The 25,421-nt window shown below is 56.1% G+C and carries 26 protein-coding genes and 1 pseudogene; 17 read left to right on the forward strand and 10 right to left on the reverse strand.

Translation table 11 applies throughout. The features are described from left to right. The first annotated feature begins 136 nt into the window (after nucleotides 1-136). Nucleotides 137-646 carry a hypothetical protein gene (locus ACLCGK_RS00115; protein WP_410950760.1) on the forward strand — a complete coding sequence of 170 codons (510 nt, stop codon included), beginning with the start codon at nucleotides 137-139 and terminating at the stop codon, nucleotides 644-646. A 59-nt stretch (nucleotides 647-705) separates the two neighbouring features. Here ACLCGK_RS00115 and ACLCGK_RS00120 read toward each other — a convergent pair whose 3' ends face one another. From ACLCGK_RS00120 to ACLCGK_RS00135, 4 genes are all read right to left on the reverse strand, one after another. Further along, the gene (locus tag ACLCGK_RS00120) at nucleotides 706-1,272 is read right to left on the reverse strand and encodes a hypothetical protein (protein WP_410950761.1); all 567 of its coding nucleotides are present in this window, start codon (nucleotides 1,270-1,272) and stop codon (nucleotides 706-708) included. Between the two features lie 7 nt (nucleotides 1,273-1,279). Then, nucleotides 1,280-1,720 carry a hypothetical protein gene (locus tag ACLCGK_RS00125; protein ID WP_410950762.1) on the reverse strand — a complete coding sequence of 147 codons (441 nt, stop codon included), beginning with the start codon at nucleotides 1,718-1,720 and terminating at the stop codon, nucleotides 1,280-1,282. 53 nt (nucleotides 1,721-1,773) lie between these two features. Next, nucleotides 1,774-2,187, reverse strand: a complete 414-nt coding sequence (locus ACLCGK_RS00130; protein ID WP_410950763.1) for a hypothetical protein — start codon at nucleotides 2,185-2,187, stop codon at nucleotides 1,774-1,776. 134 nt (nucleotides 2,188-2,321) lie between these two features. Continuing rightward, the gene (locus tag ACLCGK_RS00135) at nucleotides 2,322-2,795 is read right to left on the reverse strand and encodes a hypothetical protein (protein WP_410950764.1); all 474 of its coding nucleotides are present in this window, start codon (nucleotides 2,793-2,795) and stop codon (nucleotides 2,322-2,324) included. A 183-nt stretch (nucleotides 2,796-2,978) separates the two neighbouring features. Between ACLCGK_RS00135 and ACLCGK_RS00140 the strand changes: the two genes are divergently transcribed. After that, entirely contained in the window at nucleotides 2,979-3,263 is a 285-nt protein-coding gene (locus ACLCGK_RS00140) for a hypothetical protein (RefSeq protein WP_410950765.1), read from the forward strand. Between the two features lie 288 nt (nucleotides 3,264-3,551). Here the strand turns inward: ACLCGK_RS00140 and ACLCGK_RS00145 are convergent, their stop codons facing one another. Continuing rightward, nucleotides 3,552-4,352, reverse strand: a complete 801-nt coding sequence (locus tag ACLCGK_RS00145; protein WP_410950766.1) for a sigma-70 family RNA polymerase sigma factor — start codon at nucleotides 4,350-4,352, stop codon at nucleotides 3,552-3,554. A 213-nt stretch (nucleotides 4,353-4,565) separates the two neighbouring features. On the opposite strand from ACLCGK_RS00145, the pseudogene recA reads away from it, so the two are divergent. The 4 genes and pseudogenes from recA to tuf all read left to right on the forward strand — a co-directional run. Further along, nucleotides 4,566-5,573 (forward strand): annotated as a pseudogene (gene recA / locus ACLCGK_RS00150) (recombinase RecA); the annotation flags it as partial. 547 nt (nucleotides 5,574-6,120) lie between these two features. Beyond that, nucleotides 6,121-7,584: a hypothetical protein gene (locus tag ACLCGK_RS00155; RefSeq protein ID WP_410950767.1), complete on the forward strand. Its 1,464-nt coding sequence runs from the start codon at nucleotides 6,121-6,123 to the stop codon at nucleotides 7,582-7,584. A gap of 146 nt (nucleotides 7,585-7,730) precedes the next feature. Next, nucleotides 7,731-8,276 (forward strand): CbrC family protein, encoded by a 546-nt coding sequence (locus tag ACLCGK_RS00160; protein WP_410950768.1) that lies wholly within the window; start codon nucleotides 7,731-7,733, stop codon nucleotides 8,274-8,276. Nucleotides 8,277-8,455: 179 nt separating this feature from the next. Next, a complete protein-coding gene (gene tuf / locus ACLCGK_RS00165; protein ID WP_056798492.1) occupies nucleotides 8,456-9,646 on the forward strand; it encodes an elongation factor Tu in 1,191 nt (396 codons plus the stop codon). A gap of 102 nt (nucleotides 9,647-9,748) precedes the next feature. Here tuf and ACLCGK_RS00170 read toward each other — a convergent pair whose 3' ends face one another. Continuing rightward, nucleotides 9,749-10,402: an Arc family DNA-binding protein gene (locus tag ACLCGK_RS00170; RefSeq protein ID WP_410950769.1), complete on the reverse strand. Its 654-nt coding sequence runs from the start codon at nucleotides 10,400-10,402 to the stop codon at nucleotides 9,749-9,751. 119 nt (nucleotides 10,403-10,521) lie between these two features. On the opposite strand from ACLCGK_RS00170, the gene ACLCGK_RS00175 reads away from it, so the two are divergent. Further along, nucleotides 10,522-11,139: a hypothetical protein gene (locus ACLCGK_RS00175; protein ID WP_410950770.1), complete on the forward strand. Its 618-nt coding sequence runs from the start codon at nucleotides 10,522-10,524 to the stop codon at nucleotides 11,137-11,139. Between the two features lie 25 nt (nucleotides 11,140-11,164). Here ACLCGK_RS00175 and ACLCGK_RS00180 read toward each other — a convergent pair whose 3' ends face one another. Then, nucleotides 11,165-11,440, reverse strand: coding sequence for a type II toxin-antitoxin system RelB/DinJ family antitoxin (locus tag ACLCGK_RS00180; protein WP_410950771.1), 276 nt, complete (start codon nucleotides 11,438-11,440; stop codon nucleotides 11,165-11,167). Nucleotides 11,441-11,570: 130 nt separating this feature from the next. Between ACLCGK_RS00180 and yidD the strand changes: the two genes are divergently transcribed. The 6 genes from yidD to ACLCGK_RS00210 all read left to right on the forward strand — a co-directional run bounded on the left by yidD (nucleotide 11,571) and on the right by ACLCGK_RS00210 (nucleotide 15,249). Continuing rightward, the gene (gene yidD, locus ACLCGK_RS00185) at nucleotides 11,571-12,002 is read left to right on the forward strand and encodes a membrane protein insertion efficiency factor YidD (RefSeq protein WP_410950772.1); all 432 of its coding nucleotides are present in this window, start codon (nucleotides 11,571-11,573) and stop codon (nucleotides 12,000-12,002) included. Then, nucleotides 11,999-12,487, forward strand: coding sequence for a hypothetical protein (locus ACLCGK_RS00190; protein WP_410950773.1), 489 nt, complete (start codon nucleotides 11,999-12,001; stop codon nucleotides 12,485-12,487). Before yidD ends, ACLCGK_RS00190 begins: the two co-directional genes overlap by 4 nt. A 16-nt stretch (nucleotides 12,488-12,503) precedes the next feature. Continuing rightward, on the forward strand, nucleotides 12,504-13,001 hold the full coding sequence (locus ACLCGK_RS00195) for a hypothetical protein (RefSeq protein WP_056798507.1): 498 nt from the start codon (nucleotides 12,504-12,506) through the stop codon (nucleotides 12,999-13,001). 288 nt (nucleotides 13,002-13,289) lie between these two features. Continuing rightward, the gene (locus ACLCGK_RS00200) at nucleotides 13,290-13,988 is read left to right on the forward strand and encodes a glyoxalase superfamily protein (protein WP_410950774.1); all 699 of its coding nucleotides are present in this window, start codon (nucleotides 13,290-13,292) and stop codon (nucleotides 13,986-13,988) included. A gap of 63 nt (nucleotides 13,989-14,051) precedes the next feature. Further along, nucleotides 14,052-14,855: a bifunctional DNA-formamidopyrimidine glycosylase/DNA-(apurinic or apyrimidinic site) lyase gene (gene mutM / locus ACLCGK_RS00205; RefSeq protein WP_410950775.1), complete on the forward strand. Its 804-nt coding sequence runs from the start codon at nucleotides 14,052-14,054 to the stop codon at nucleotides 14,853-14,855. 34 nt (nucleotides 14,856-14,889) lie between these two features. After that, the gene (locus tag ACLCGK_RS00210) at nucleotides 14,890-15,249 is read left to right on the forward strand and encodes a hypothetical protein (protein WP_410950776.1); all 360 of its coding nucleotides are present in this window, start codon (nucleotides 14,890-14,892) and stop codon (nucleotides 15,247-15,249) included. A gap of 11 nt (nucleotides 15,250-15,260) precedes the next feature. Here the strand turns inward: ACLCGK_RS00210 and ACLCGK_RS00215 are convergent, their stop codons facing one another. Together ACLCGK_RS00215 and ACLCGK_RS00220 are read right to left on the reverse strand one after the other, a co-directional pair. After that, complete coding sequence (locus ACLCGK_RS00215; protein WP_410950777.1) at nucleotides 15,261-15,626, reverse strand: hypothetical protein; 366 nt, start codon at nucleotides 15,624-15,626, stop codon at nucleotides 15,261-15,263. A 58-nt stretch (nucleotides 15,627-15,684) separates the two neighbouring features. Further along, nucleotides 15,685-17,037 (reverse strand): HD domain-containing protein, encoded by a 1,353-nt coding sequence (locus tag ACLCGK_RS00220; protein WP_410950778.1) that lies wholly within the window; start codon nucleotides 17,035-17,037, stop codon nucleotides 15,685-15,687. A 119-nt stretch (nucleotides 17,038-17,156) separates the two neighbouring features. Between ACLCGK_RS00220 and ACLCGK_RS00225 the strand changes: the two genes are divergently transcribed. The 4 genes from ACLCGK_RS00225 (at nucleotide 17,157) to ACLCGK_RS00240 (ending at nucleotide 23,229) form a co-directional block, all read left to right on the forward strand. Next, nucleotides 17,157-18,683 (forward strand): hypothetical protein, encoded by a 1,527-nt coding sequence (locus ACLCGK_RS00225; RefSeq protein WP_410950779.1) that lies wholly within the window; start codon nucleotides 17,157-17,159, stop codon nucleotides 18,681-18,683. Nucleotides 18,684-18,706: 23 nt separating this feature from the next. After that, nucleotides 18,707-20,353: a hypothetical protein gene (locus ACLCGK_RS00230; RefSeq protein ID WP_410950780.1), complete on the forward strand. Its 1,647-nt coding sequence runs from the start codon at nucleotides 18,707-18,709 to the stop codon at nucleotides 20,351-20,353. 60 nt (nucleotides 20,354-20,413) lie between these two features. Next, nucleotides 20,414-22,036: a hypothetical protein gene (locus ACLCGK_RS00235; RefSeq protein ID WP_410950781.1), complete on the forward strand. Its 1,623-nt coding sequence runs from the start codon at nucleotides 20,414-20,416 to the stop codon at nucleotides 22,034-22,036. Nucleotides 22,037-22,446: 410 nt separating this feature from the next. Beyond that, nucleotides 22,447-23,229: a hypothetical protein gene (locus tag ACLCGK_RS00240; protein ID WP_410950782.1), complete on the forward strand. Its 783-nt coding sequence runs from the start codon at nucleotides 22,447-22,449 to the stop codon at nucleotides 23,227-23,229. A gap of 24 nt (nucleotides 23,230-23,253) precedes the next feature. Here the strand turns inward: ACLCGK_RS00240 and ACLCGK_RS00245 are convergent, their stop codons facing one another. Next, nucleotides 23,254-25,389: a LysM peptidoglycan-binding domain-containing protein gene (locus tag ACLCGK_RS00245; RefSeq protein WP_410950783.1), complete on the reverse strand. Its 2,136-nt coding sequence runs from the start codon at nucleotides 25,387-25,389 to the stop codon at nucleotides 23,254-23,256. Nucleotides 25,390-25,421: the final 32 nt, after the last annotated feature.

Below are 25,421 nucleotides of genomic sequence, written 5' to 3' on the forward strand. Positions count from 1 at the left end.
CGAAAGCCAAATCCTCATAACCGCCCCTAAGCTGTGATTGCGATCTTCTGCATTGCCCTCTGAGACCCCGGTAATCCCCGGTGATTGCAGGGGGCTGCACTACCCATGGTAAATTCTAAAGAAAAGGGTGCCTGATGTGATTTATCTCAACGTTCCAACTGAAATATATGACCGTTATTCATCTGGTTGGTGCATGCACCTGGCGGCAGCGCTCCATCGCAAACTCGGGTGGACAATCCAGGCCGTCATCTGCGATGACATTCAGCCAGGCTACGTTGAGCATGCCTGGGTAATTCCCCCTGGAGGCGAGTTTTTTCTCGATATCGACGGACTGACCCCAATGACCCAGAACGGTTGGATCAGGGGGCATGGACAACCCTATTACGAAGAGCTTACCGAAGCGAAGCTTAAGGAGCTCACCCTGGTTGGCAGCTACCGATCCTTCACTCAAGAGCAGTGGAATCGGGAGGTTGCAATTGCATTGCGCGACATTGACGCACATTTCACCTATCAGGATATGGTCGCCATTCTTGATCACGCTGCTGCCAGCACTGGCGGATCAAAGATGGCGACGCCCTCCACTACCTCCCATGAAGAGAGCTGCAGGCAGTATCAACAAGGCTACAGCGAGCCGTCATTCAATTGATCAAGTTGTTCGTACATCCACAGACAGCTAACAAGGCCTGTAGATTCGAGCTTCACGCGCTACAGGCTCCCCGGCTCCAAGGCTGCCACCAACTTCAAATAATGCCCCAGCCGTGGCCGCTGATTGTCTGGAAGCTGGATGCAGGGCTGGTACACCTGCTGCTCTTTGTCCCAGACGCACCATTGCTCCGGATCACCGTACAGATGCTGAATCAGCTCATGATCGTTTTTGTCGAGCAAGTCGAACACAACCTGAGCGGTTCGTTCGGCATAGAGGCTGATCCAGATGTCGACGACAAAGCGAGAGTTGAGCACCACAAAGGTGTGATGCCCGCGTGGATAGCAGTCGCCGGCAGCAGTTTGGTTATTGATAATTTTGAATCCATAACGGCCACCCTCCTCCTCTACCGAATCCAGAATGTATTCAGCGCAGTTGCAGGCATCGTACATCGGCTTGCCATTGGCCAGGCGATGGGTCGCTCGAAACATCACGCCACAGTTTTCCGGGTTGGCAGTGAACGCCTCCTCGGTTTCATTGGTATTCAGATCCGCAAGATACGCCCCGATGGCCTGGAGGCTACCGAAGCGTTTGTGGAGCTTGGCTTTGAACTCTCTTGCGCGATTCATGTGTTTCTCACAGGCTGACAGCGGGCTCGACGCTTGGGGACGCGGGATGCAAACTCCCTTTCCAGAATGCCTTCAGATTTTTGGCGTGGGAGCCATAGACCGAATTCGAGCGAGGCTGATGGGTCATGCATTGGTTGATGGATAGCCAGGAATTGCGGTCACTGGTATCCAGATAAATGGTTTGGGCAAATAGCTTGCAGCCATGAATCTGCAGGGCCTCGACCTCATCCATCAGCTCGACAACATTCTGCCCACGCTTTCCAAGCGACGAGAGGATCTCGTCAATGCGCTTGTCGATCGCTTCGAGCGCCGGTAGAGCATGCAGTGCATGGTGCAAAACGAGTGGAGCCTTTTTCGGTGAGGGGCCATGTTTGATTTCAAACAGGGGTTTTGGCTTTCCAGTCTCATCGGTTTCGTACAGTTCAATCAGCAATGGATTGGGTTTCATGGTATCTCTCCTTTCTTCACAGTTTGATCTATGAGTTAAATCTCAGAGAAGCGCTACTGCTCCACATGCTGCAAAAAACTGGCAATACCCTTCGCTTCATGGTGTTCAAAATCCAGACTTTCCCCCAGATCCCAACGACCCTTCACTGCCAGGGCAAGACGCACGCCTTCACGGAATGGCTCACCGTCATTGACATATTGGACAACCAGTGTTTCGCCCAGCGAATTTTCCAGGTGCAATGAGCTGCGCAGCTGATCCAGAGCGCTGCGCTGGCCACTGAAGGCGCAGATGTCCAGCATCTGCTGGGCAATTTGCGAGGCTTCATCCTGGCCGACCTCGACTCCCAAGGTGGCACCCTCGGAATGGATGAATAACTGGAAACAATCTGCGCTCGACTTGACGATATCGAGTCGCCCACCCGACCAGGCGCGGAATTCTTTGCGGTGGACGCCCATCAGTAGCTTCATAACGCAAAAACCTCGCAATAGTAGTTCGGGCAATGCGCCTCAAAGCCTTGCCATTATAGTAGTGCATATCATGACGACTGCCAATATCAAATGGCTACTATTCTTTACACAATATTAACAAATGAGCGGGAATTTCATTTCTTTGATTTATTGAATAGGTCTGCATAAATGCGTGCGTCTTTAAGCGCGTGATGCGGCGCTGCAGCTCGGTATGTGGCAATTTCCTCTTTACTCAGCAGAGAACTGACATGAACCCAATGGATGCTCGCGTTTTGGGGCCATAGGCCGACGTCGAAGGTGAGTTGACACAGAAAACACCAGTCGAAATCGGCGCAGTCGGTCACAATTTTGACCGGCCTGCCGAGCGATTCCACAAATTCCTGGATTTCAATGCCTGCCTGAAGTGCGCTGCGTCCATATTCCAGAGGGGTCAGCTGCGGCAGAACTATACTCTTCACAAAATCCGAGCAGCTGTCTACCGACCACCCGTTGGTGATCTCTACGTAATACTGCTCACCAGTGTCTGCGACCAAGGCCAGGGAAATCAGACAGGCTGATTCAGAAAGCTGTGTGAACTCTGTATCGAGGAAAACGAACCGATCGCGCATGGTGAAGCCCTTTTCAAGTTGTTATTTAAGCATCTATAGCCAATAATGGCTTAAACCGTGATTGACTTTGATTCTACACTGCAGCCCTTCGACTGCGTAGCGAATCAAGCTCAATGCAATCATTGCCGCAGCCCTCGGGATGAAGCCCCGAGGGAAGAACCGATTGCCCTGGAGCAAGGCCCTATGCCCACTTCACAAGACCCCACAGTCATCGTCGCAGTCCTCAAGGCAATGCGCGAGTTCACTGGCGAATCCATTACGAACTGCCAGAAAGTCTTGCGCGCTGCCAATGGCGATCCGCTGCTTGCGGTCGGCCACTTGCGAACGATAGGACTGTGTGTTCATGTCAAAGGTGATCGTCTTGCTTGGCAGCTTCGGCAAGCCCAAAGCTATGCCAGGGGACTTGAAATGGGAAGCGATGGCAAGATTCGCCACGTGGATGTGCAGCTGAGCCCTGTCGAGCCTTGATTTCAAATGAGCGGGCGGCGCCTTGAAAGCCCTGGTCGCCAGCGATATCAAGAAATGCTGCCTGGATTGCAGGCATAGGGTCAGCACCCAGCGTGAGCTGATCGATGATGACAGTCCTGCGCCCAGCCTTGTGAGAGACGATCCAGCACTGAAAAGGCCGACAGGCGCCCTTTAGCGCGGTCAGGGCGTTAAGAAGCCATGGGTGATGAACCCGCCCCACCAGGCTGCAGGTAGCGCGCACCTGCTACACGCCTGGCGTTTGCAAGCAAAGGTCTCAGCGAGAGCTGATCAAGCCGCCATCCGGATTTTGTTGAGGGCCTGCTTCTCGATCTGGCGTACGCGCTCGCAGGAAACCCCCATTTCTTCCCCCACCAGGCGCAGCTGAACAGGCTCGTCCTGCAGCACCCTGGCGCGGATCACGGTCTGCTCTCGATCGGTGAGTACGTTCATCAGGCGGTTTACGATTTTCACCGTATCCGCTTGCTCGTCAGCAGCGATCACCTCGTCCTCCAGCGTCAGTCCATTGGACAAACGCGATTCCAGGGGGTCTGCCTCATCGTCGATGCCCTGACTGGTTGATTCATAGGTGGCAAAATACAGCTCATAAGCCGCCTGGAACTCATCTTTGGTCACAGCATGGGTTTTGGTAAAGGCCCTGATCTGCGACTCAGTGGGTGGCTTGTCGGCACTGAACTGATGCATACGGCGATAACATTTCAAAATTGCCCGGTTCTCTGGCACCTTGATCAGCCGCGATTCGAACAGCAGGTGACGGCGAAGGCCCAAAGTGATCCAGGTACGCGCATGGCTCGGAAAATGAGTGGCGAAACCGTCATTGAACGTGCGTGTCGCATCCATCAGGTTCATGCAGGCGATTTGAAACAGGTCGTTGACATCACCCCGGTGGCGAAACTTCATGGCCACGCTCAGAGCCAATGGCATGAAGCTGGTCACCACCGCATCAAAGGATTTGCGGCAATTATCCTGCCTGACATTGACAAGCAACTCATTGCATCGCTCGTGCGACAAGGGCTTGATCCGACTGACGTGCGTGGCGGTTGAGGCGTTCAAAGGGGTGTGTGCAAACATCGTCGTGATGTCCTGTGTTTTTCCATGAATTCGAGTTTACTATTTATTGGCAATTTGTCAACGATTTCGCCAGAAAAGCGCCGCCATTGCTGGGCAAGCCCCTTCCACTTAGGGATTTTAGAGCAGGCACGTTGGCGGGCTTGAGCGATTATTGACAAAATTCCTGGCACCCCTAATATGGATCACTACCTACCCCCATTTTCCGGAGTACCTATGTCTCAATCCCCCCAGAAGCAGCAAGCGCTTTCTGCCGCGTTGTCACAAATCGAACGCCAGTTCGGGAAAGGCGCGGTCATGCGCATGGGCGATCACGATCGTCAGCCGATCCCAGCCATTTCGACAGGATCTTTGGGACTGGACATCGCGCTGGGGATCGGCGGTTTGCCGAAAGGCCGCATTGTTGAGATCTATGGCCCTGAATCCTCCGGCAAGACCACGCTGACCCTTTCGGTGATTGCCCAGGCGCAGAAGCTGGGTCACACCTGCGCGTTCGTTGATGCTGAACATGCGCTCGACCCTGAATACGCAGGCAAGCTGGGCGTCAACGTGGATGACCTGCTGGTCTCACAACCAGACACAGGCGAGCAAGCTCTGGAAATCACCGACATGCTGGTGCGCTCCAATGCCGTCGACGTGATCATCGTCGACTCCGTGGCTGCCCTGGTACCTAAGGCCGAGATCGAAGGCGAGATGGGGGATATGCACGTGGGTCTGCAGGCCCGGTTGATGTCCCAGGCGCTGCGCAAGATCACCGGTAACATCAAGAATGCCAACTGCCTGGTCATCTTCATCAACCAGATCCGGATGAAGATCGGTGTCATGTTCGGTAGTCCGGAAACCACGACCGGTGGCAATGCGCTGAAGTTCTATGCCTCGGTACGTCTGGACATTCGCCGTACCGGCAGCGTGAAGGAAGGCGACGAAGTGGTGGGCAGCGAAACCCGTGTCAAGGTGGTCAAGAACAAGGTCTCCCCACCCTTCCGCCAGGCAGAGTTCGCCATCCTCTATGGCCAGGGCATCGCCAAGCCGCTGGAACTTGTGGACATCGGTGTTGCTGACGGTCTGATCGAAAAAGCGGGGGCCTGGTACTCCTGCAAGGGGAACAAGATCGGCCAGGGCAAAGCCAACACCGCCAAGTACCTGCTGGATAACCCTGCCATCTCGAACGAAATCGAAGCAGCCATCCGGGAAAAGCATTTGGCCAAGGCCATCCCGGCTGAACGAAACGATGCCCCCCAAGCTACGGTAACCAGCCTGGCTTCTGCCGCCAAGTCAGTGGCCAGCCCACAGAAGTCCACAGCAAGCGCCCCTGCAGCGTCCACGCCGCACAGCGCGGCAGCCAATGAACCTGTTGCGAAGGTGACCTCGGTGTCGGCAGCGCTGATTAAGTCGGCTACAGGAGAGCTTCCTCCGGTCAACGAGCAGCCCGATCCGGATGAGATCCTGCTAATTGATGTGGCCGTGGAGTGCGACGTCATCGAGCAGCGAGCGGATGGCTTCTACTTCCAAGATCGCAACATCGGTGCCAGCCGCCTTGACGCCCAGAAGACCCTGGATGACGATCAGAGCGTCCGGGTGTTGGTTCAAGGGTTCATTGACTGATCATCGCTGTAGGCAAAGGCCAGGATTCGTCATGAATGCCTGGCCTTTTTGTATCTGGATTCCGGGCAGCCAGGAAAATGCATGAGCTTATGCACGCTTTAACCTTGATTGAGCGCGCTGTCTAAGCTGACAATACATCAATAGTAGCCATAAACGAGAGTCTGCCATGATCCTGAAAAAACCGTCTCGATTCCTTGCTTCTGCACTTTTGGTAACCTGTGGTTTCATGGCAGTTCAGAATTTTGCCAATGCCGCTGACTTCCAGGTGCAGCCTGAACAGGAGGTTGTGCAGGACAATGCCATGCTGAAGTCCTCAGACTTCGCCAGCAACCGCTACTTTGCGTCCAAAAGCATGGACGGCCAGAAGGTTCGTTTTCTTGTTGAGGGCCGTGACGTTACCTACGAGGGCTTGCCTGATGTGCCCAGGGCGACACCCGTGGTGATGGACATGAAAGACCCTGGTTGTGTGGTCAACTTCCAGGATAATGGTTGGGTCAAGGCGGGTGATAACCTGTCCTTCCACGGTGCCCGTGGCGACCTGCTCCTGGTCAATTCCGAGCTGGCGCGGGTGAGCAATACCAACCACGAGATGGGCCATTGCATCGACTTCTCCGTCATGCCAGGGCTCAAGGCAGACCTGGCAGGAACCGGTGCCAACATCAACTCGGTGATCAATATCGCCCTGGTGCAAGCACTGGAAGGTGATGGCGCGGTCGACCTGGTCGGAGTTGCTGCCAAGGGTGCCGACTATGTCCTGGAAAATCGCATGGCGGCGTTCGATGCGGGTCTGTACACAACGGCGGTGAAAGAAGCCTATGCGGATCTGCACGCGGTGTACCAAACGGCAGCACTCACCGGCTCGTACGACGGTTTCACGGGCGTCATCAACAACTACCGACAGGCCGTGAAATGGGATTTCGACCACGCCGATGCCTTGGCGGTCTATCGCGTCCTGGCCGATGAACAGGCCAAGGGCGTCAATCCTGCGGACTTCATTGGCAAGTCGCATGAGCAGGTCACGGACTACGTCAATCAACTGTTCCAAGACCATTTCTACGAAAACGGCAAGCTCTCGGTCAATTCCCCTGGCTTCAAGTCGATCGTCGAAGAGGTGCATATTCGCGGGCAACTGACTATCGGGGTGGAGCCTGGCAAAAGGGCCATGATGGAGCGTTTCGACGCGCTGCTCGATGACGGCGCGTTGCACCGAGCGACCATGGAGTTCATGGCCCTCAGTCAGCAGTCAGTTGCCAATCAGCAACAGGCGCTCAGCGCTGGCACCGTCGATGCAGAACATCTGACCCAGGCGATTGAGGTGGTGGAAAAACAAGCCATGAACCATGAGGCTGCCCTCGTGACGCTGGGCATGACGCAAGTCCAGGTTCAGCAGCATATTGAGGGCAGCAAAGGCCTTCGCGATCTCTTCGCTGGCACCACTGCCGAACGCACGGCGGAAAAAGATGCCATCTACCAGCAAACCAGCGGCGGCGTGGTCATGCGCAGGGCGATTCAAAGTGGCAGTGATTATGGGCTGAGTGATGCCACCAACCTGGTGCGAGCCAGCTTCAAGGAAGCGCTGAAGAAGCAGGATCTCATCAAGGATCAGGCATCCATCACACTTGAGCGCTGAAACCACCAGCATCAAGGCTTATCTGAGCGGCCAGCCTTACCTGGGCTAGTAGCACACTGAGGGTGCATTACGCTCACAGCCTCTCAATCTACAGGGTTATGCCAGGAGTACATTTGTACTCCTTCGCCCAACCTGGGGAATGTTCGATGAATCTGCCTGTGTTTAGCTATCATCCGGATCCCTTCGAAACGGACACCTTCATCCCTTCCGATCAGGCCTGCAGGGTGTGTAATCAATGCCGGGGCTTTCAGTACATGGGCCCTGTCTACCCTAATTTAGGCAACCTGATCCCGATCTGCCCCTGGTGCATTGCCAGTGGAGAGGCGTATTCAACGCTTGAGCTGGAGTTCTCTGACCCTAACTTGATCCTGAACGATCAGAATGACCAGGAGGTGAGCCGGGCGGTGAAAGATGAAATCTGCCAGCGTACACCGGGCTTCAACACCTGGCAGGATCAAATTTGGCTGTCCCATTGTGCTGATGCAGCCGTGTTCCTGGGGGCTTGTGATGGTAAGACGATCCGGCAGGAGCACGCCGAGGTGCTCCCGCAAATTCAGGAGAATTATTGCGGCGAACACGAGACTCTCGATGAATATGTTGATGAGCTGGAAGCGGAAGCTGGCTGGCTTGTCGCCAGGATTTTTCAGTGCCGGCACTGTAGCCAAAAACTGGTGCACATCGAAGCGGACTGACAAAGTAGTGGCTAGGCCTTTACACCTCATTGCAAATACGGCTCGAAATAACGGTTTCTAGATAAATTGCTAAGCCAATTTTTATGCATTCAAAATCGGGCCTGTTGACAATATTCGTATAAAGGATATGATGGGAATTCGGCCAATAACGGCTTGCAAGCCTGACGGGAGAATTCTGCATGGCTAAGGAAAAGTTCGAGCGCACCAAACCCCACGTCAACGTCGGCACCATCGGCCACGTTGACCATGGCAAAACCACCCTCACCGCCGCCCTGACTCGCGTCTGCTCGGAAGTGTTCGGTTCGGCCAAGGTTGACTTCGACAAGATCGACAGCGCGCCCGAAGAGAAGCAGCGTGGCATCACCATCAACACGTCGCACGTGGAGTACGACTCGGCCACTCGCCACTACGCACACGTTGACTGCCCCGGCCACGCGGACTACGTGAAGAACATGATCACCGGCGCTGCCCAGATGGACGGTGCGATCCTGGTCTGCTCCGCCGCTGACGGCCCGATGCCGCAGACCCGCGAGCACATCCTGCTTTCCCGCCAGGTGGGCGTACCGTACATCGTTGTCTTCCTGAACAAGGCGGACATGGTGGATGACGATGAGCTCCTGGAGCTGGTGGAGATGGAAGTGCGCGACCTGCTCAACGCGTACGAATTCCCTGGCGATGACACCCCGATCGTCATCGGTTCGGCGCTGATGGCGCTGAACGGTAATGACGAGAAAGGCCTGGGCACCAGCGCGGTGAAGAAACTGGTCGAGACCCTCGACAGCTACATCCCGCAGCCTGAGCGTGCAATCGACAAACCGTTCCTGATGCCGATCGAGGACGTGTTCTCGATCTCCGGTCGCGGCACCGTGGTTACCGGGCGCATCGAACGCGGGGTCGTGCGCGTGCAGGAAGAAGTCGAAGTGGTTGGCCTCAAGCCCACCATCAAGTCGACCTGCACGGGTGTCGAGATGTTCCGCAAGCTCCTGGATGAGGGGCGTGCCGGCGAAAACTGCGGCATCCTGCTGCGCGGTATCAAGCGTGAAGACGTGCTGCGTGGCCAAGTGCTGGTCAAGCCAGGCACTGCCAAGGCCTTCACCAAGTTCGAAGCGGAAATGTACGTGCTGAGCAAGGAAGAAGGCGGTCGTCACACCCCGTTCTTCAAGGGCTACCGTCCGCAGTTCTACTTCCGCACCACCGACGTTACCGGCAACGTCCAGCTGCCGGAAGGCGTGGAAATGGTCATGCCGGGTGACTCCCTGACCTTCTCTGTCGAGCTGATCCAGCCGGTGGCGATGGAAGAAGGCCTGCGCTTCGCGATCCGTGAAGGCGGTCGCACCGTGGGTGCCGGCGTGGTCTCGAAGATCCTGTGATACCCGCGTCACACACTGCTGAAACGCCCGGCTTGCCGGGCGTTTTTGTTTGATTGCAAGCGTCCATTAGCTTGGACGGCTGTACGTCGCCCTGTTCCTCAATCAAAACTGTTCGAGCAAGCTTTTGTCGACCTCAATAATTGTAGTCAGCAGCGCGAATTCCTGGCGCTGAGAGTTAACCCACTTTACCAGCGCCTCTAGCACCCAATCACGCATCGAAATTTTTCCACCCTCACGAGAAGTTACCTTCTTGACGCCATCACGAATGATATCCCTAACGCTGGGCGGAAGACGAACCACAAACTTCTGGGGCTTTGCACAAACGGTGAGGTCGAATTCCCCCACTTCGGCCATGACCTCAGCGCTCAATCGCCTGCCGAGGTGAGCTTGCAAAACCCTGACCCTCGCCGTAGACCGTAGATTGCCTTCCAGGCTATCTAGAATGGCTGCAACGGCTTCAGAGTTCATGCTACGACCCTGGTGCAAGCCAATCCCTTTGAGCTCCTCGAACAGCTCCACATAGCCTCTGATAACAAATTTGTCGGCGGTGCGGCTACTGAATCTCGGGCGTGGTCGCGGGCCCGCCCTGACCTTGGTGAGTGCTTTTTCGAAGGCTCGAAGGGCGACAGGGTTCGAAAGCTTCAACATTTTCTCCGGTAGCGTTACGATCAGCTGATGAATGGCGGGGACGCATTTTATACGTTGTCCCCCTAGTTCGCTCGACTTCTTGTAAGCTGACAATGTTGCTTCGGCCACAGTGTGCCGATCTAGACCACTCGGGCTCTTTTGCGACCGAAGCTTTGGTTGTCGGCCTATTATCGATTCGATTGGCTTCGAAACATCCCGTAATGGGATCATCTAACGGAGTGTGCAAGGTGATACCACAATTCCCCGCACTGCTGCTTGTCGCAAGCCTGCAACTGGTTTCCACAGCCCTTTCGGCCCAGGCACTGCAATCTGGACAGTATGAGCAGCTACTGCTGGCGGTGACGCCCGATGGCTACGTTGAAGGGCATTACTACGATGAAATGCCGGGCGCGACGCGGATCACCTGCTCGTTCTCCATGAGCGGCCAGGTTGACGCAACGGGCCAGGCCACTTTGGTGACCAAGGCGCCGATGGGCTTCGCCGGAAGCTTGCGACCAGAGGGAGATGGCGTAGCGTTCTCGATTGAATCGGCCACTGAGATGCCTGGGTGCGGCATGTTGCTCCCACCTGAGATCAACACGGGACTGGCGTTGAGCATGGTCGAGCCCAAGCAGTGGATCGGGATGGCCAGGGTGAAAGACCCAAGGGCCTACCTGTATCAGACCCCACAGGTGCATGCGACCCATGATCGGTACATCGTTCGGGACGATGTGGTGGGCATCCTCGTCTGCACAGATTCATGGTGTCAGGTCGAATACACCAACAAGGCCGGTGATTCGCACCTTGGCTGGGTCAAGCGGCAACACCTGGTCAACCTGCGTGACCTGAGAGCTTCTCGCCTGTAAGGCATCCCCTTGCTTTCATGGGCGGTCAATTGATGCCCAGGGAGGCGAAGAACGCCTTCGTGTCCGGGTACTCTGTGGTGGGAATTTCCCCGGCATCGTACGCATCGCAGAGCGCCTGCGCCCGCGCATTGAGCTTGGGTGCCCCTTCCATGTCGAAGGGGAGTTTGTTCTGAATGACGACCTGGCGGAGCATCAGATTGATGGCCTGAGACATGGTGATGCCCTGGCCATTGAGGATGGTTTCAGCGTCGGCTTTCAGCCTGCTGTCTACACGCGAGCGAACAGTGGTGTCCTTGCTCATGGGATTTTCCTTTTGTGGCTACATTGTGCCTACATTATCTCGGGCCTGAATGCCCTTGACAACGATTATGCGGTTGGCAATATTGCGATTAAGGCGTATATTGATGTGAATTGGTTTCAGGATATGAGTGATGGGCATCTATCGCTTCGGCATCAGCCTTTATCAAAAACATCTGTCGCCGCGCAAAGGTTACCGCTGCGCCCATTCCCTTGAGTACGGGGGGCCAGGTTGCTCAGGCGCTGTCCTGGAGATCCTTGAAACCCAAGGCCTGATTCGCGGCCTGAGTTCGATCAGATCACGCTTCCTGTCCTGTCAGGAAGCAGCCGAAACGCGCCGGGAGCGCAAAAAGCGCGAAGCGGAAGACCGCAAGCGGCGCAACGATAGCTCGGGAGGCGGTTCTCCCAACAGTAGCTGCTGTTTGACGGAAGTGGCGGGAGATGCTGTGGACTGCCTGCCAGACGCGTCCAAATGCCGGATTCCGGATCTCCCGGACTGCGGATCCTGTGGCCCTGATGCCAGCTGCACCTCTTTGAAATTCCTGTTAGGACGTGGACACCCATGAGCATTCAGAAGAAAATCGGCTTCTACGCAGTTTCGCTTGCAACCCTGCTTGCTTGCGGGCAAGCCCTGGCGGCTGCAACCCCTGAGAACTCCCCTGTGCCCATTCAGGTGGAGGTTGCCCAGGCTGGTGTCTCACTGCTGGAAATGAAAGGTGTCATTCAGCATTCGGCCAAGTTCAAGCTGTTGCAACCGGGAAGCCGTTCTGTAAACACTGAAAAACGCAAGCAACTCCTCGATACTTACTCTGATGTGAGGCTTAACCTTGATGTCGCGGACACCACCCGCAGCACCGTGACTTTGGCCGTCTATTTCTCCGATAGCACTGCTGTTCATGGGTATGCTCCCAACGATGTGACCAAGGGGGAGTACGAGACTGCTAGCGTGTTTGTCCTGGAGCGTGGGAAACCGTTCAAGCATGAGTACAACCTCTGTCTGGATGCCGCCAAGCCCTGGTGCAAGGGTGCCTTGAACATCACGGTCGAATGATTTGAAGGAAAATTGAATGAAACGCCTTGCCCTCATGCTTCCCGCCCTGCTCCTCTCCTCGGTAGCCTTGGCTGCCAAGCCCGTCACCTACGATGTCAAGATCGTCGAAGATGGCCATCTGGTGTATAGCTTTACCACCAGCGCACCGATGGGCAAAGGGGTTCACCTGGCGTCTGCACAAATCGATCGCCAGGATCAGGATATGGCCCTGGACTACCTCAACGACCAGGTCTCCATCGAGCTGACCGGCAACCTGGTCGACGCTAAGGGTATTCTCACCTCGAACCTTCTGTTGGTCGATCAAGAGAAATTCATCGACGCCAAGCTCGATAAACAGCCACCCTTGGTCAACATGCCGAATGTCGCCACCAGCAGGCTCAATACACCTCTAAAGCTCACCAACGGACAACCTATGGGGGTTAGCTATTCGTTGGGCACCACGGGCGCCCAGGATGGCAGCAAGCCGGCGAAAGAGCCTCGCACCCTGCTGATCACCGCGACTTGGGCGCACTGACTGCTGTCCAGGCACGGTGAGGCGCTTGAACAGCAAGCCTCGCCTGCCTGGACGCACAATACAGGATTTTGGTACAGCGTTGGGATCTTCGACCATGCTGCATACCTCTGCAGATTTCATCAGTCTGCAGAGGTATGCATCAAGGGCGCTCACAGCCTGTCGTCCTCGCCGCATTCGCGGTACGGTGAAAGTGAGAGCGGTATGATGCCCTTGGTAGACTCTTGCCAGGCTTCGAGAATGAGGACTCCGAACCCGCTCTGCGGTGCCTGGAATGCTGGAGCGCCAGACATGAACATTTCGCAATACAAAGCGATGGCCAAACTTCGCCGCACATCGATTCAGGCAGTACTGGGAGTGGCTGTCACCCACTCGCAGGCCCTGGAAATTGTTGCCAGGGAGCACAACTTCCCCTCCTGGGATGCCCTGTGCGGTAGCCAGGGTCGCTGCCCACCCAGCTATCCGCTGAAAGCCAGCGTCCAGGTGGAGACTGCGCCATTGGATCAGCCCGAGGCTGAAGTGCGCTTCAGGGGGCATGAGCAAATCATCGCCCACCTCGGCCAGCGTCTCCAATCGGGCGCTAAACCCAGCTTGATAGTCATTTCCAGTGCCCCGAGCTGCAGCGCATCGGCGACCACGCGCCTCGTCTTCGAGCAGCTGCTCAAGCATCAGGTGGGGACTGACGCGCCGCCCGCCCCCACGACGAACACGGGAATCGATGCCTGGCGTGAAGCACTCAGATGTGCCATGCGCGCCGATCCGGATCACGTGTACTTCGGCCATGTGCAAAGCCAGATCGTCCTGACCGAGGTGATGAAATGCGTGGCCCAGGGGCGACATGTGATCATCAACCTCACGGCAGATGATGCCTACAAAGCTCATCAGCAGCTCATGGCGCTCATGCGTGGAAATGAAGCGTATCGGCGCGAGGTGCAACAGTTGATTGAACATGAGGCGCTCTACTTCATTCATCAGGGCCCTTGCGCCTAACAAGAGCGCAGAGCCCCTGCGGGGGCTCTCGCTGTTTCAGCCCAAACCATGATCGAGGGCGTCATGCCAGAATTGCCGGAAGTAGAATGCGTCAAAAATAGCCTCGCCCGCCTCAAGGGGCGTGAGTTCACCAGGGTGACCACCCTCACCTCGCGTTTGCGCGAGCGGGTTCAGGATGATCTGGAGCAGCACCTGGTTGGCCGTACGGTGGTCGATGTGCAGCGACGTGGCAAATACCTGGTCTTTGTCCTCGATCGCGGTTATCTCGTGGTTCACCTTGGTATGACGGGCAAGCTGCTGATTGACCCAGCACCGGCCAAGCACGACCACGTTCGTTTGGGTTTCTCGGACGGCAGCGAGCTGGTCTACAACGATGCCCGAAAATTCGGGTTCCTCTTATACGAGCAGGATTTGTCGGAAAACAAATACCTCGCCAACGTTGGGATGGAGCCTTTGAGCGCCGCTTTTACCGCAGATCACCTGTTTGCCTTGACACGCAAATCCAGGCGCCCGATCAAAAGCTTCCTGCTCGACCAAAAATTTGTGACAGGGATTGGCAACATCTATGCGTGCGAACTGTTGTACCAGCTACGAATCGACCCTCAGATGCCCACTTGCAGGCTGAGTCTTGGCCAGGCCCAGGCCATGGTGCCGGCGATCAAGCAGATGCTGCTGCGCTCCATTGAGTTGGGTGGCTCCTCGATTTCCGATTATGTGGATGCAGACAACAAGAAGGGTGGTTTCCAAGCCACCTTCCAGGTCTACGGGCGCAAAGTGGATCCGCTCGGCAATGCGGTGGCCGTTTCGAAAAAGGGTGGACGCAGCACCTACTACGTCCCGGCGTTACAGCTGAGTACGGTTGCCTGAAACACAGATTGATCAACAACAAGAGAGAAAAAGCATGATCGTCCATCACCTCAAAGCAGCACTGAATCCTGCCCTGTTATGCCTGGCGCTTGCCGGGTGCGCCACGGCATCTCTGCAACCGGCGCCCACCACACCCGAGCAGGCGGTGAAGCCCACCATCAGCACCCTGCCATCGATCAAGCCTGCGCAAAGCTCGCACGCCGAGGCTACGCCACAGCGACTCAACGAGCTGCTGACTGTCTGGGTCGCAGGCTATTGCCAGGGATGGGCCGACGTGTCGGGTGATAGCTTTGAGCGGTGCTTCGAGCTGACCCTGCAGGACACTTTCAGTACCTACAAGCAGCGCACTGGGGTGGATCTGACGGCGGCAGCCAAAGAGGCCATTGCCAAGTAGGGCGGCTGCCCTTACTCGGTGTCCACATAGCCTTCGCGGGCCACCTTGAGGCTGTCCCAGTCGGGGTGGTCATCCAGCTTGTTCAAGGCGTGTGCACCGTACGGAATGACCCACCCCTGGAATTGCCGGCCCTGGAGCTGATCTTCCATCGGAAATGGCAGATAGTTCAGGCCGTGATCCTGATGCGTGATCTGATCGCGAATGGCGCCGGCCATCAGACTGTTGGCAAAACCAAGCATGACCGCAGGCCCGGTGTACGTCACGGTTACCGAATCGTCTTCATACCGGCATTTGCTTTGGCCACAAATACAGGTTCTCTCGCGGTCTTCGCGAACACTGAAAACGTCTCGGCAGACCAGGCAGTACAGCATTTTCATCGAATTTACCTTTTGTATAGATCGGCAAACCGAGCGGCGCGCCGATTCAATTAATGAGTCAGGCTCGCGTGCCGAGCATTTCGGCAATCGCATCCTCACCGAGCGCCCGATGTTCGGCAATCATGGGCTTCACTGATGCGCGTTGCCGGGCCAGCAGCTGCTCCTTGGCCGTTTTCAGTCCATGCCCCTTGGCCAGGACTTCTTTTATGACGGTACCCTGATCCACAGCGTGGATGGTCAGCATGGCCTTCTTGAAGTAGTCGGCCTGGTGATAGCTGGTCGGCACCACCTTGGAGCCGTCCTTGAGCAAGGTCAGGCGCCCGTAGTTATCAGCGGCACAGGCCAGCGCCACATCGTCGAGGATGTGTGCGTCATGGCGCAGCTTGCGGCTCAGATCGAGGGTCTGGTACAGCGAGACCAGGCCATGGCCGCCTGCTTTGAAGATGCCATGCACCTTCTGGTGAACCAGTGCAACGCCGGCCACAAACTGGCGAACATCGCCCGGCATCTTGATCCGTTCCGACAGCGCCTCCAGGGGAGGCCCGAAGCGCTCAACGTCTTCGTGGCCATGGTGACTGCCGATCAGTTCACCGTTGTCGGCCCACAGTTCCTCGAACGGCGTATTGGCTTTGCCCAGGTCGTGCAGCAAGGCAGCCATGCGCACGCGCAGCTTGCGGGCATCGCCCAATTCTGCGCTGAAGGCGCAGGCTTGCTCCAGTACCATGCGGGTGTGCACCCAAGTGTCACCCTCGGCGTGGTAATCGGGGCGCTGCGGGATATCCTTCAGGCAGTGCAACTCGGGGAAAATCCGCTTCAAGGCCCCACAGGCGTCCAGGACGTCGAAGTAGATGCCGGGATGATCGGTCAGCATGGCCTTCTGGGTTTCTTGCCACAGGCGCTCTGAAGAGAGCGTCTCCAGCATGTCCTGCTTGACCATGCGCCGCATCAACGCCATCGTCCCAGGGTGCACGGTGAACTGGTACCGCGCAGCAAAGCGCGCCACCCGGAGGATGCGCAGCGGATCTTCCTGGAAATGACGGGACACCTGGCGCAGCACCCCGGCGTCCAGGTCGGCCTTGCCCCCGTACGGGTCAATCAGGGTGCCGTCCTCGGCCAAGGCCATGGCATTGATGGTCAAGTCGCGCCGGAACAGGTCGTCTTCCAGGGTTACCCCTTCCCAAGCGCACTCGAAGGCACCATGCCCATGGCCAGTGCTTTTCTCGGAGCGGGCCAGGGCATACTCTTCCTGGGAGACCGGGTGACGAAACACCGGAAAGTGTTCGCCGCTGAGAACGTAGCCCTGGGCGCGCATGGAGTCCGGACTTTGACCGATGACGACATAGTCACGATCATGCGGGTTCAGGCCCAACAGGGTGTCCCGGACGAAACCGCCTACCAGTAATGCTCTCATGTGCACCCTCCTCCATTGCCGTTTTGCAGGTCATACCTACTCAATATACTAAAAAAATGTAGTTTTGAACAACCAAGCTAAGGGATAATGGGGAAACGACTGCTCCGGAGCGACAGGCCATGGAATTCAGGATCAAGGACGCTTGGGTGCTGTCCCAGGAAAAGCTCATTGAGTGTTTGGATAATGATGCCGTCGAGCTAGGGGGCGCCTATCCCTTTGACACCCTCAGCGAGGTGCAGCATCTCAACGGCAACTCGGCACGTATTCGCGGAATAAAAACGGCCTACATGCGGGCAGGCAGTGCCGATCCGGCCACGGCATTGACCTTGATTCACAGTATGTTCCATCGGCTGGAGCGTGATGAAACGGCGCTGAACTGGGCGTTGCACTTCGAACTGACGCAAGGCTGCTACCTGGCCGGCAATGACCTCAATGTAATCAACCTCGTCAAATCGTTGCCTCCGGCCTCGAAGTTGGCTTTGGTGCTGCTTCTGGGTGGCTTGAGACCCTCCCCTGCTCTCCAACACACCTACCAGGCTAACTTGGACTCGGCGATCAACCAGATTTGCGACCTGTGCGCCGACCCTCAAGCGCAGAGCTTCCAGATTTTGCCCACGGACACGAGTTTGTTGGCCATGGCCAACTCCACCACGGGCGATCCACGCACCAGCGCCATCAGTCACAATGCATCAGCCCTGCACACACTGCCCAAAACTTTGCTGATCAAGGCCAGCCTGGGCCCCAGGTGGTCATCCCTGCAGGCTGGAACCCGAGAACTGGCGAGGCAGTTCCCCATGGCAGCGGCCCATCAGCTGGAGATTCTGGAGGAGATGAACACGCCCGGCAGAGGCGTTCAGGTGATCACCGCCATCAATAGCCATCTGCAAAAAAACTTCGGTGACACAGTCTCATTCGAAGATTTCACCTTGACGCCAAGCCCGGTGGTGGGAGGTTTTCTGCGCGCCAAACGAGTTGGTTATGAGCGATTTTGGCCAATATTATATGAACTCGGCGGCGAGGAAGGTGCCTGCGCTGATAAGTTCATACGCCTACTCGCCCATACCTACGCCATGGCTGATCGGTCTGGGCCGACTATCCTGACATCAATGGGGGCAACCCTTGCCCAGGAACTGTACAAGATTCCTGGCCTTCCGCTGATCAATAATTTCCTGGATGCGACCCCTACCCGTTTGACCACAGCACTGATTGATGACTATCTCGACTCTGGTGCGGATTCGACCGTTAGCGTCAATGTCTATCGTTATCTCATGCCTGATTGGAATTCGACGCCTTCGCGCAACTTTCAGCTGAGACTCACTACTGCTGACAGCACTGATGGTCTGTTCCACGAATACGGCCTCGTCCGACTGGCGCTGGGTTGCAAGGAGTTCCTGGCCAAGAACCTGGGTCTCGTGCAGATTGACGACAGTTTTGACCATTTTTGCCAAAAGCTAGGTGTCTATGAGGTCAACTTTGACAACCAGTACCAGATATCACGGAAGCTGGAAGCTTTTGAGCTGCTGCCGGAGCGCTTCAAAACGGCGGAAAACAAGCTCTTCTTGGGTGGCACCTTATCCCCCGGTGAGCTGGATAGCACCCCTGAAAGGGTGTGGGAACGCGCCCTTGCTCAAGACATGGGGCTGTAAACATGAGATCAAGTGAGTACGACATGAAAAGGCCGGTGTTTGACATAGAGCACCTGCAAAACCAGAAATCTGGGCAATATGATTACCGCCACCTGTTGGAGATTTTGCATTCGGGAACGTATCGCTTGTCGACAACCTACCCTTTCGACAACCTTGGCGATGTGCAGGGCGTTACCAATTTCGGGGTTACGCCTCCGGGTAGAAAAGCGATGCAGTTATTCAACAACCTTGTGACGCGCTATCACTTCAGAAATGACACGCAAGAACATGATGCAGCCGAAGAGGTCATTTCATTGTTCGAGCATTTCAGGGGAGATGAGGACACTCTGAACTGGATGGTGCACAACACGTTCTGTGAGCTGTGGATGGCGGGAAACGATCAGAACCTGGTGGATCTGGTGCTGAGCCTATCGTTGGAGCAAAAGCAGGCGGTGCTGCTCTGGTCGAGCACGCTGCCAAGTCTCCCCGCGTTGGCGTCCGCCTACAGTGGACATCTGGATTCAGCGTTCAGGCATATCTGTGGGTATGCGGAGCAACAGCGCTGTCAGTCGATTGACCCAATGCCTGTGAATTTCACATTGACAGATTACAATAAGATGAACTCCGAGAATGGACGGCCAGGCTATTCCACCGTGGTGCTGAACGCGTCGCCGGTCAATACACTGCCACGTGCTTTGCTGCACGAAATAGCTTCGAGAAACCGCGAAGCCTCGCTGCCCATTGAAGATTCAACCCTCAAGCGCATCATGCGCTTCACCATTCCCACTGAGTTGGCTATCCAAGAAGCTGAAAATTTCGTGAGGTACTACATCGGCTCTGACAGCAACTCCATGGAGTTCAGGAAAAACATCCGCCACCAGTCCGGAGGGATTCTGGCTTTCGAAGACCTTTTCACCACTTCCTGGAACACCTTCTATCCGGTAAGCGAATTCTCCTTCGATGTGGCGGACTACCTCAAGGTACTGACACCAGGCCAAAGTAGATTGCACCCGCAAGATACACGTGTGATGAGCGCAGCCTTGTCCAAGCACCTGGCCCATGCCTCGCTGAGCACCTATAACCTGGAGACTATCGCCAAGCGTCTTGAAGACCTCAAGGTCTTTTTCGAACAGGCTTTCGTCGCCCCCGAGCCGTCGTTGTTCCACAATTTCATGCACTTGCACGGCCCTTTTGGCAAAGCGCAAGTCGATCGCTACATCGCCCAGTATGAGGATGAAATCACAGGTGGGTACCTGAGCCGCTTCTGCAGCGTCCGGGCGCATCCTGGTGAGCTTGGAGAGCGATTGCTGAGCTATTTGGGATCCCTGCATGCCACGGCCACTGACGTGCCTCCTGAAGACGCCAACGGACAACTGCACGCCTATGCAATGGCCAAGCTGGTGGTGTTGACCTTGCACCGGGGGCAGGAGCTGGGTGTCTTTGATCTCAAACAGCTGAGCCTTCGCGAGTTCCTGAAAAAGTCCGGGTTGAACAGGTCAGATGAAGCTCGATTCAATGAAGATCTGCGCCATGACACGCGGAAATTCACTGCAGCCGTAGCTGCACTGCCAGCCCCTTTACTGACCACTGATGTATTGCTCTGCTGCGGCCTGGGCCTTTCCCCAGCCGCGCTGGAGAACGCCACGGAAAGTCAGCGTGAGCGCTCTCTCATGCTGGATTTGGGCATGTAGAGCCATGACATCTTCCCAAGCTGATGCCATCAGATCAACCGTACCCTTTTGAGTAGCCCAATGAGCCAGTTCAACAACCTGCAAGACCTGTGGAACCAAACCGATGGCAAATATACCAGCGAGCAACTCAGGGCTGTCCTAATACTCAGGAAGCCGTTGTCGTCCCCCTATCCGTTCGCGCATATCAGCGAGCTGCAAATCCTCTGTGGCGCCGACTCTCCAGGGCCTGAAAATAAAGTGGTCTTGTGCATGTATGGGTTGTCAGGACGGTACGCTACCAGAAAAGCCGCCGAGGACGAGTTGGATGTGGCCTTATTCATGGAGCGACTTGAACAGGATGAGCATGCGCTTAACTGGATCATGCATGCCGAATTGAGCGATCGGTGGCTGGCGGGGAATGACCAGAACCTGGTCGACCTCGTGTTGAGCATGTCGACAGTACACAAGTGTGCGCTGCTGTGCGCGGTATCTTCCTTTGGCGAATCCGATCTCATGCGCCTGCGGTTTGGTCAACACCTGGATGGCGCGTTGCGGTACCTGTGTGAGTACGTGTCGCAACCCAGATGCCAGGCAATCGATTCGCTGCCGGTCAACTTCGAGCTCAATCATTTCAACCCGACCATGTTCAACGCCGAGTCAGGTCAGCCAGGACGCTCAACCGTCATTCTCAACGCTTCACCAATCAACACCTTGCCGCGCTCGGTATTGCACCACATTGCGTTTCATGGGCATAGCCTGGAGGCCATTTCAGCTTCGACCCGCGTCGCCATCAAGCGCTTCGCACTTCCCACGGAGCTTTGTCATGAACTGGCCTACAGATGGCTGAAGGAATTTCTCAAGCCCGAGACGAATTCAGCAGAATTTCGCAATGAAATCGATCGTGATACACAGGGTACCGTGAGCTTTGAGGACGTTTTCACGACCGATTGGAACTGTCATTACCCGGCACTGACTGCCGAATTCGATGATTTCACCGTAGTCGGCACGGTCTTTCCTGGAAATCACCGGCTGAACAGGGCTGACGCCCTGCAGATGTGTAAAGTATTTTCAAAGTTCATTGCCTATGGCGATCTGGGCGGCCTGAGCAATTCCATGATTGCCCAGCACATGATCGATAACCGGGAGTTCTTTGAGCAGGCATTCATCCGCCCCGAGCCATCGCTTCTGCATAATTTCTCCCACAGTGACGGCGCCTATGGCCGTGAGCAGGTCGACACCTACCTGGATCATTACCACGACATCATCACCGGCAGCTACATCAGCCGTTACAGCTCCGTCGCTGCCAACTCGCCGGTAATGGGCGAACGCTTGCTGGCCTATCTGGATCGGCTCCACAGCCCGGCCAAAGACGCAGAGTCAACCGAACACCTGTACCACTATGCATTGGCCAAATTGGTGGCCATGACCCTCAAGCGAGGGCAAACGCTGGGTGTTTTTGACCTCAAAGAGCTTGTCCTTGCGCAGTTTCTTCGGGAATCGGGAATGACCGCATCGGTAAGCAGTCGGATGGGGAGACATCACTACGATCGACATCTTTTCGAAAGGGCGCTGTGCGCCCTGCCGGCTGAGCTTGTGACCCCGGATGTTCGGCTCTGCTGTGGTGTCGGGTTAACCGGGCAGGAGCTTGCCGATGCATCGGAAGATCAGCTGGCGCGGTCGCTGACCCTGGACATGGGGCTGTAAAAGAGCAGCCGCGCTTTGCGCCGAATCGAGGTGTGGGCACCAGCTTCTACGCAAGCTTTTCAAGCGCAAGGCTGAGCCGCGCTTCGCGCCGAATCGCCAGGCCAGCGGTGAATTGTCTGTTGCGCCTGGTCGTTGACTGATGCAGGCGCGCAGGATGGGGGCCGTAATTCGTCCGCCAGGCACGTGCACCTCACAAGCAAAAAGCGGAGCCACGCTTTCGCGTCGAATTGGTAAATGCTCCGCGCAAGACCCGCTCCATCAGCCCAGTAGAGCATGGCATTCAGCCGCCTGCGGCGAATAAAAAATCACAGGCCAGAGAAATCCGACATTTAGCAATCAAGCTTGTTTTCCGTATATTGACAATATGGCAACGCTAGGTATACTGAGTGTATCTGAAGTCGAGGTGCACCATGAAAATCACCCAATTCCTGCTGGCAAGCGCCCTCTCCCTCCTAGCCCTGAATGCGGCAGCCGCGAACCTGTACCGTCCAGGCACCCAGGGGCATGAGCTGGCGGCCTATGCAGAAAAGGTGCTGCCATCGGCTGTAAGCCCATATTTTGTTGACGCAAAAAATCGGGCAAAATTTTATGAAGAGCTTCTGCCTGATGCCATGGATAAGATCGGTATCTCAAAATCCAGCCAAGCTTCTGCCCCTCGCATCAACGTGGAAACCACTTCAGACGTGACAGCCCTGGCTGCATACGATAAAGCGCTGCCGGAGCGAAAGGATCGCAAGCTATGTACTGTAGTTTTCCTCCGCAAGGGTGAAGCCGCAGTGGGCTCCACATTAATGCACGAACTGATGCATTGCCGGATTCAGGCTGCAGAGATCACTGCTGGGTACACCGACCAGGTAAGACGCGTCATCGCATTGGAGCCATCGCTCACAAAAGGTAAGCAACTGAGGATGTTTGAGGAGGTTCTTGCAAGAGCGATGTCTTTTTCTTTCCTGGTCAACCAGAACATCAAAGAAGATGGCGAGTTCTTCCGAAACAGACTGTCCAGCCCATACCCTTCCAATCCAGGCCCGCTCAGCGTGCGTCGTGCGGTAGAAATGTGCATTAACAAGGGGGCATGCTCGGTTGATCCTGCAGATCTTGCCAAAACCCTGTTGGATGACAAAGCGTTTGTAGCTGCCCTCAAACAGGACATGGTTCAAGGCGCAGCTTATGATAAGAAAATGGGTTTCTAACCCCCGGCAAGCCGGGGGTCATTTTCACAGGGTCGGAGGGGTAAAGCTGGTGTTTTTGTTCGCATACCTCTCGACCGCGTCTTTGAAAGCCCCTGTCTCAGGGGTCGACGAGGTTGGACTTTCCTGAAGCAAGGTTTCGAGCTTTGACTTGATATCTGGATCAACAGGTGGTGTTGCGCTCACATCGGGGATAGCGCTGTGATCCACGGTGTTTCCAATCCCAGCCTTCGCCACGATGTCTGCAGCTTGATCATCAGCGAACACCATGCTCGATGGGAAGCTGCCGTTGTTGCCAAGCAGTTTGTTCAAGGCATCGAGCTCGCTTGTTGGTGCTGCTACCACAGGTGCTACGGCCTCTGGGGCGACTGCTGCCGGAATCTCCGCTACGGGGTGAGTGGCAAACAGCTCCGGATTGATATGCAGCTCTTTACCCGGAAAAATCAGGTCTGGGTTAGCCCCAATCATTTCCTTGTTCGCTTCATACAGGGCCTTTGTGGCCTCAAGAATCTGCCCGTTTGATGCCTGAACTCCGTTTGCTTCAAACTGCTCTTTGGCAATTTTCCAGAGCGAATCACCTTTTTCAATGGTGTGAATGGTGTGAGCCTGAGGTGCAGCACTTGCTACCTGCGTATCAGATCCTGGTGTCGGCTCAATGTAGTCTGGCGAATGCCCAGCCGAAGGGATGATGGAATCTGGAGCGCGGTTGGCTGTCACCTGGGTTTCATCATAAGCAGATGCGGCATCTGCTGGTGATGCAAGAGCATCGTTCACAGTCGCTGGCGCGTCAGTGCCGGCCACCAGGTCGCCAGCGCCAGTGATGTGGTCACCAACAGCATGCAAGCCGTCTCCGACGAATTGGCGACCGCTGTCGACCGCACTCGCCAGGCCGTTGGCCGTGGCATCGTACGCGGACGCCACGTACTCTGATGCCGCGCCTGCGGCTTCAGTGGAGCCTTGGACGGCGGTGGCGGCCACATAGCTCGCGGCGTCGTAAGCGGCGCTGGCGCCATCGGCCACCAGTTCGGCACCTGCTTCCACGCCGTGAATCAGGGCCTTGCCGGCGACAATCACGCCAGTCTCAGCGGCCCGGAAGGCATCTACGGCAGTGTCAGCCACGAAGTCCATGGTGGTGCCTACGCCACCAGAAAGCGCATGGGCAGCGTCGGAGCCGAATTGGGCGACCGAGTCATAAGCCGCGACAGATGCGTCAGCGACCAGGTCGGCGGCCTTGGAGCTGGCTTCCAGGACGGCTTCGCCAGCCACCTTGATCCCCTCGTTGGCGGCATGCGCGCCTTGCGCACCGAGCTCAACGCCGGCAGAAGCCAGGTCAACAGTTTTGTTGAAGCCGTTGGTGGCGAGGTCGAGGGCCTTCTCGTGGTTGAAGTCGCCAAGCATCAGGGCGCCCATGGCAATGCCGGCCAGGGCCAGGCTTGGTCGGCCATAGCGCTGGAAGGTATCGGAGGCCATGACCGCACGGGCGTTATCCTTGAAGTCCTGGAACTTCTGAGCAATCGAGCCAGTCGGGACACCCATGCGCTCCAGGTAGTTGCCCACCCGGCTTTGCATCTTGGAGGCAAACGCCTGCACCGACTCGTTTCCGATGATCTGGCTGGCCACGAACGCACCGCCACGCAGGGCCATGCGGGTGACAATGGCGCCGGTACCAATCGAGATACCCAGGCTGATCGCAGTGAGGGTTTTCTTGCCGCCTTCGGAGTTCAGGGCGTCGAACAGCGCATCTTTGCCGTTGGTCAAACGCGTCAGGAGGCTGTCGTTCTTGTCAGCGGTTGGGAAATGCTCCTGGAAGACATCAACGGTGGCAAAATGCTGGACGACTTCAGGTGGCAGCGAGTCAATTTCTTCTGCGCTGTAGCCGGCGATGACAAGCTTGGATTTCATGTCCACGGCTTTCACCTGGCCATGGATCTGCTCCCAATAATCGCCATACTGCAGTTTGATGTCGAGCGAGTTCGCCGGCGAGAACGACTTGGAGATCAACTCGAAGGGTGCGTTAGCGGCGGTATTCTTGCCAAGTTGATCAGCGATGCCCCTGAAGTACGGATCAAGCTCGTTGTTGGCTTCGGCCTTCTGCAAGACCATCAGGGACGTGAGGTAGTCGTTCACCTGGTTGAGGTCGAGAGGCTGTTTCAATTCCGACATGGCAGCACCTGCGTATTATTGTTCGAATTATG

The organism is Pseudomonas sp. S1(2024) (assembly GCF_046557535.1).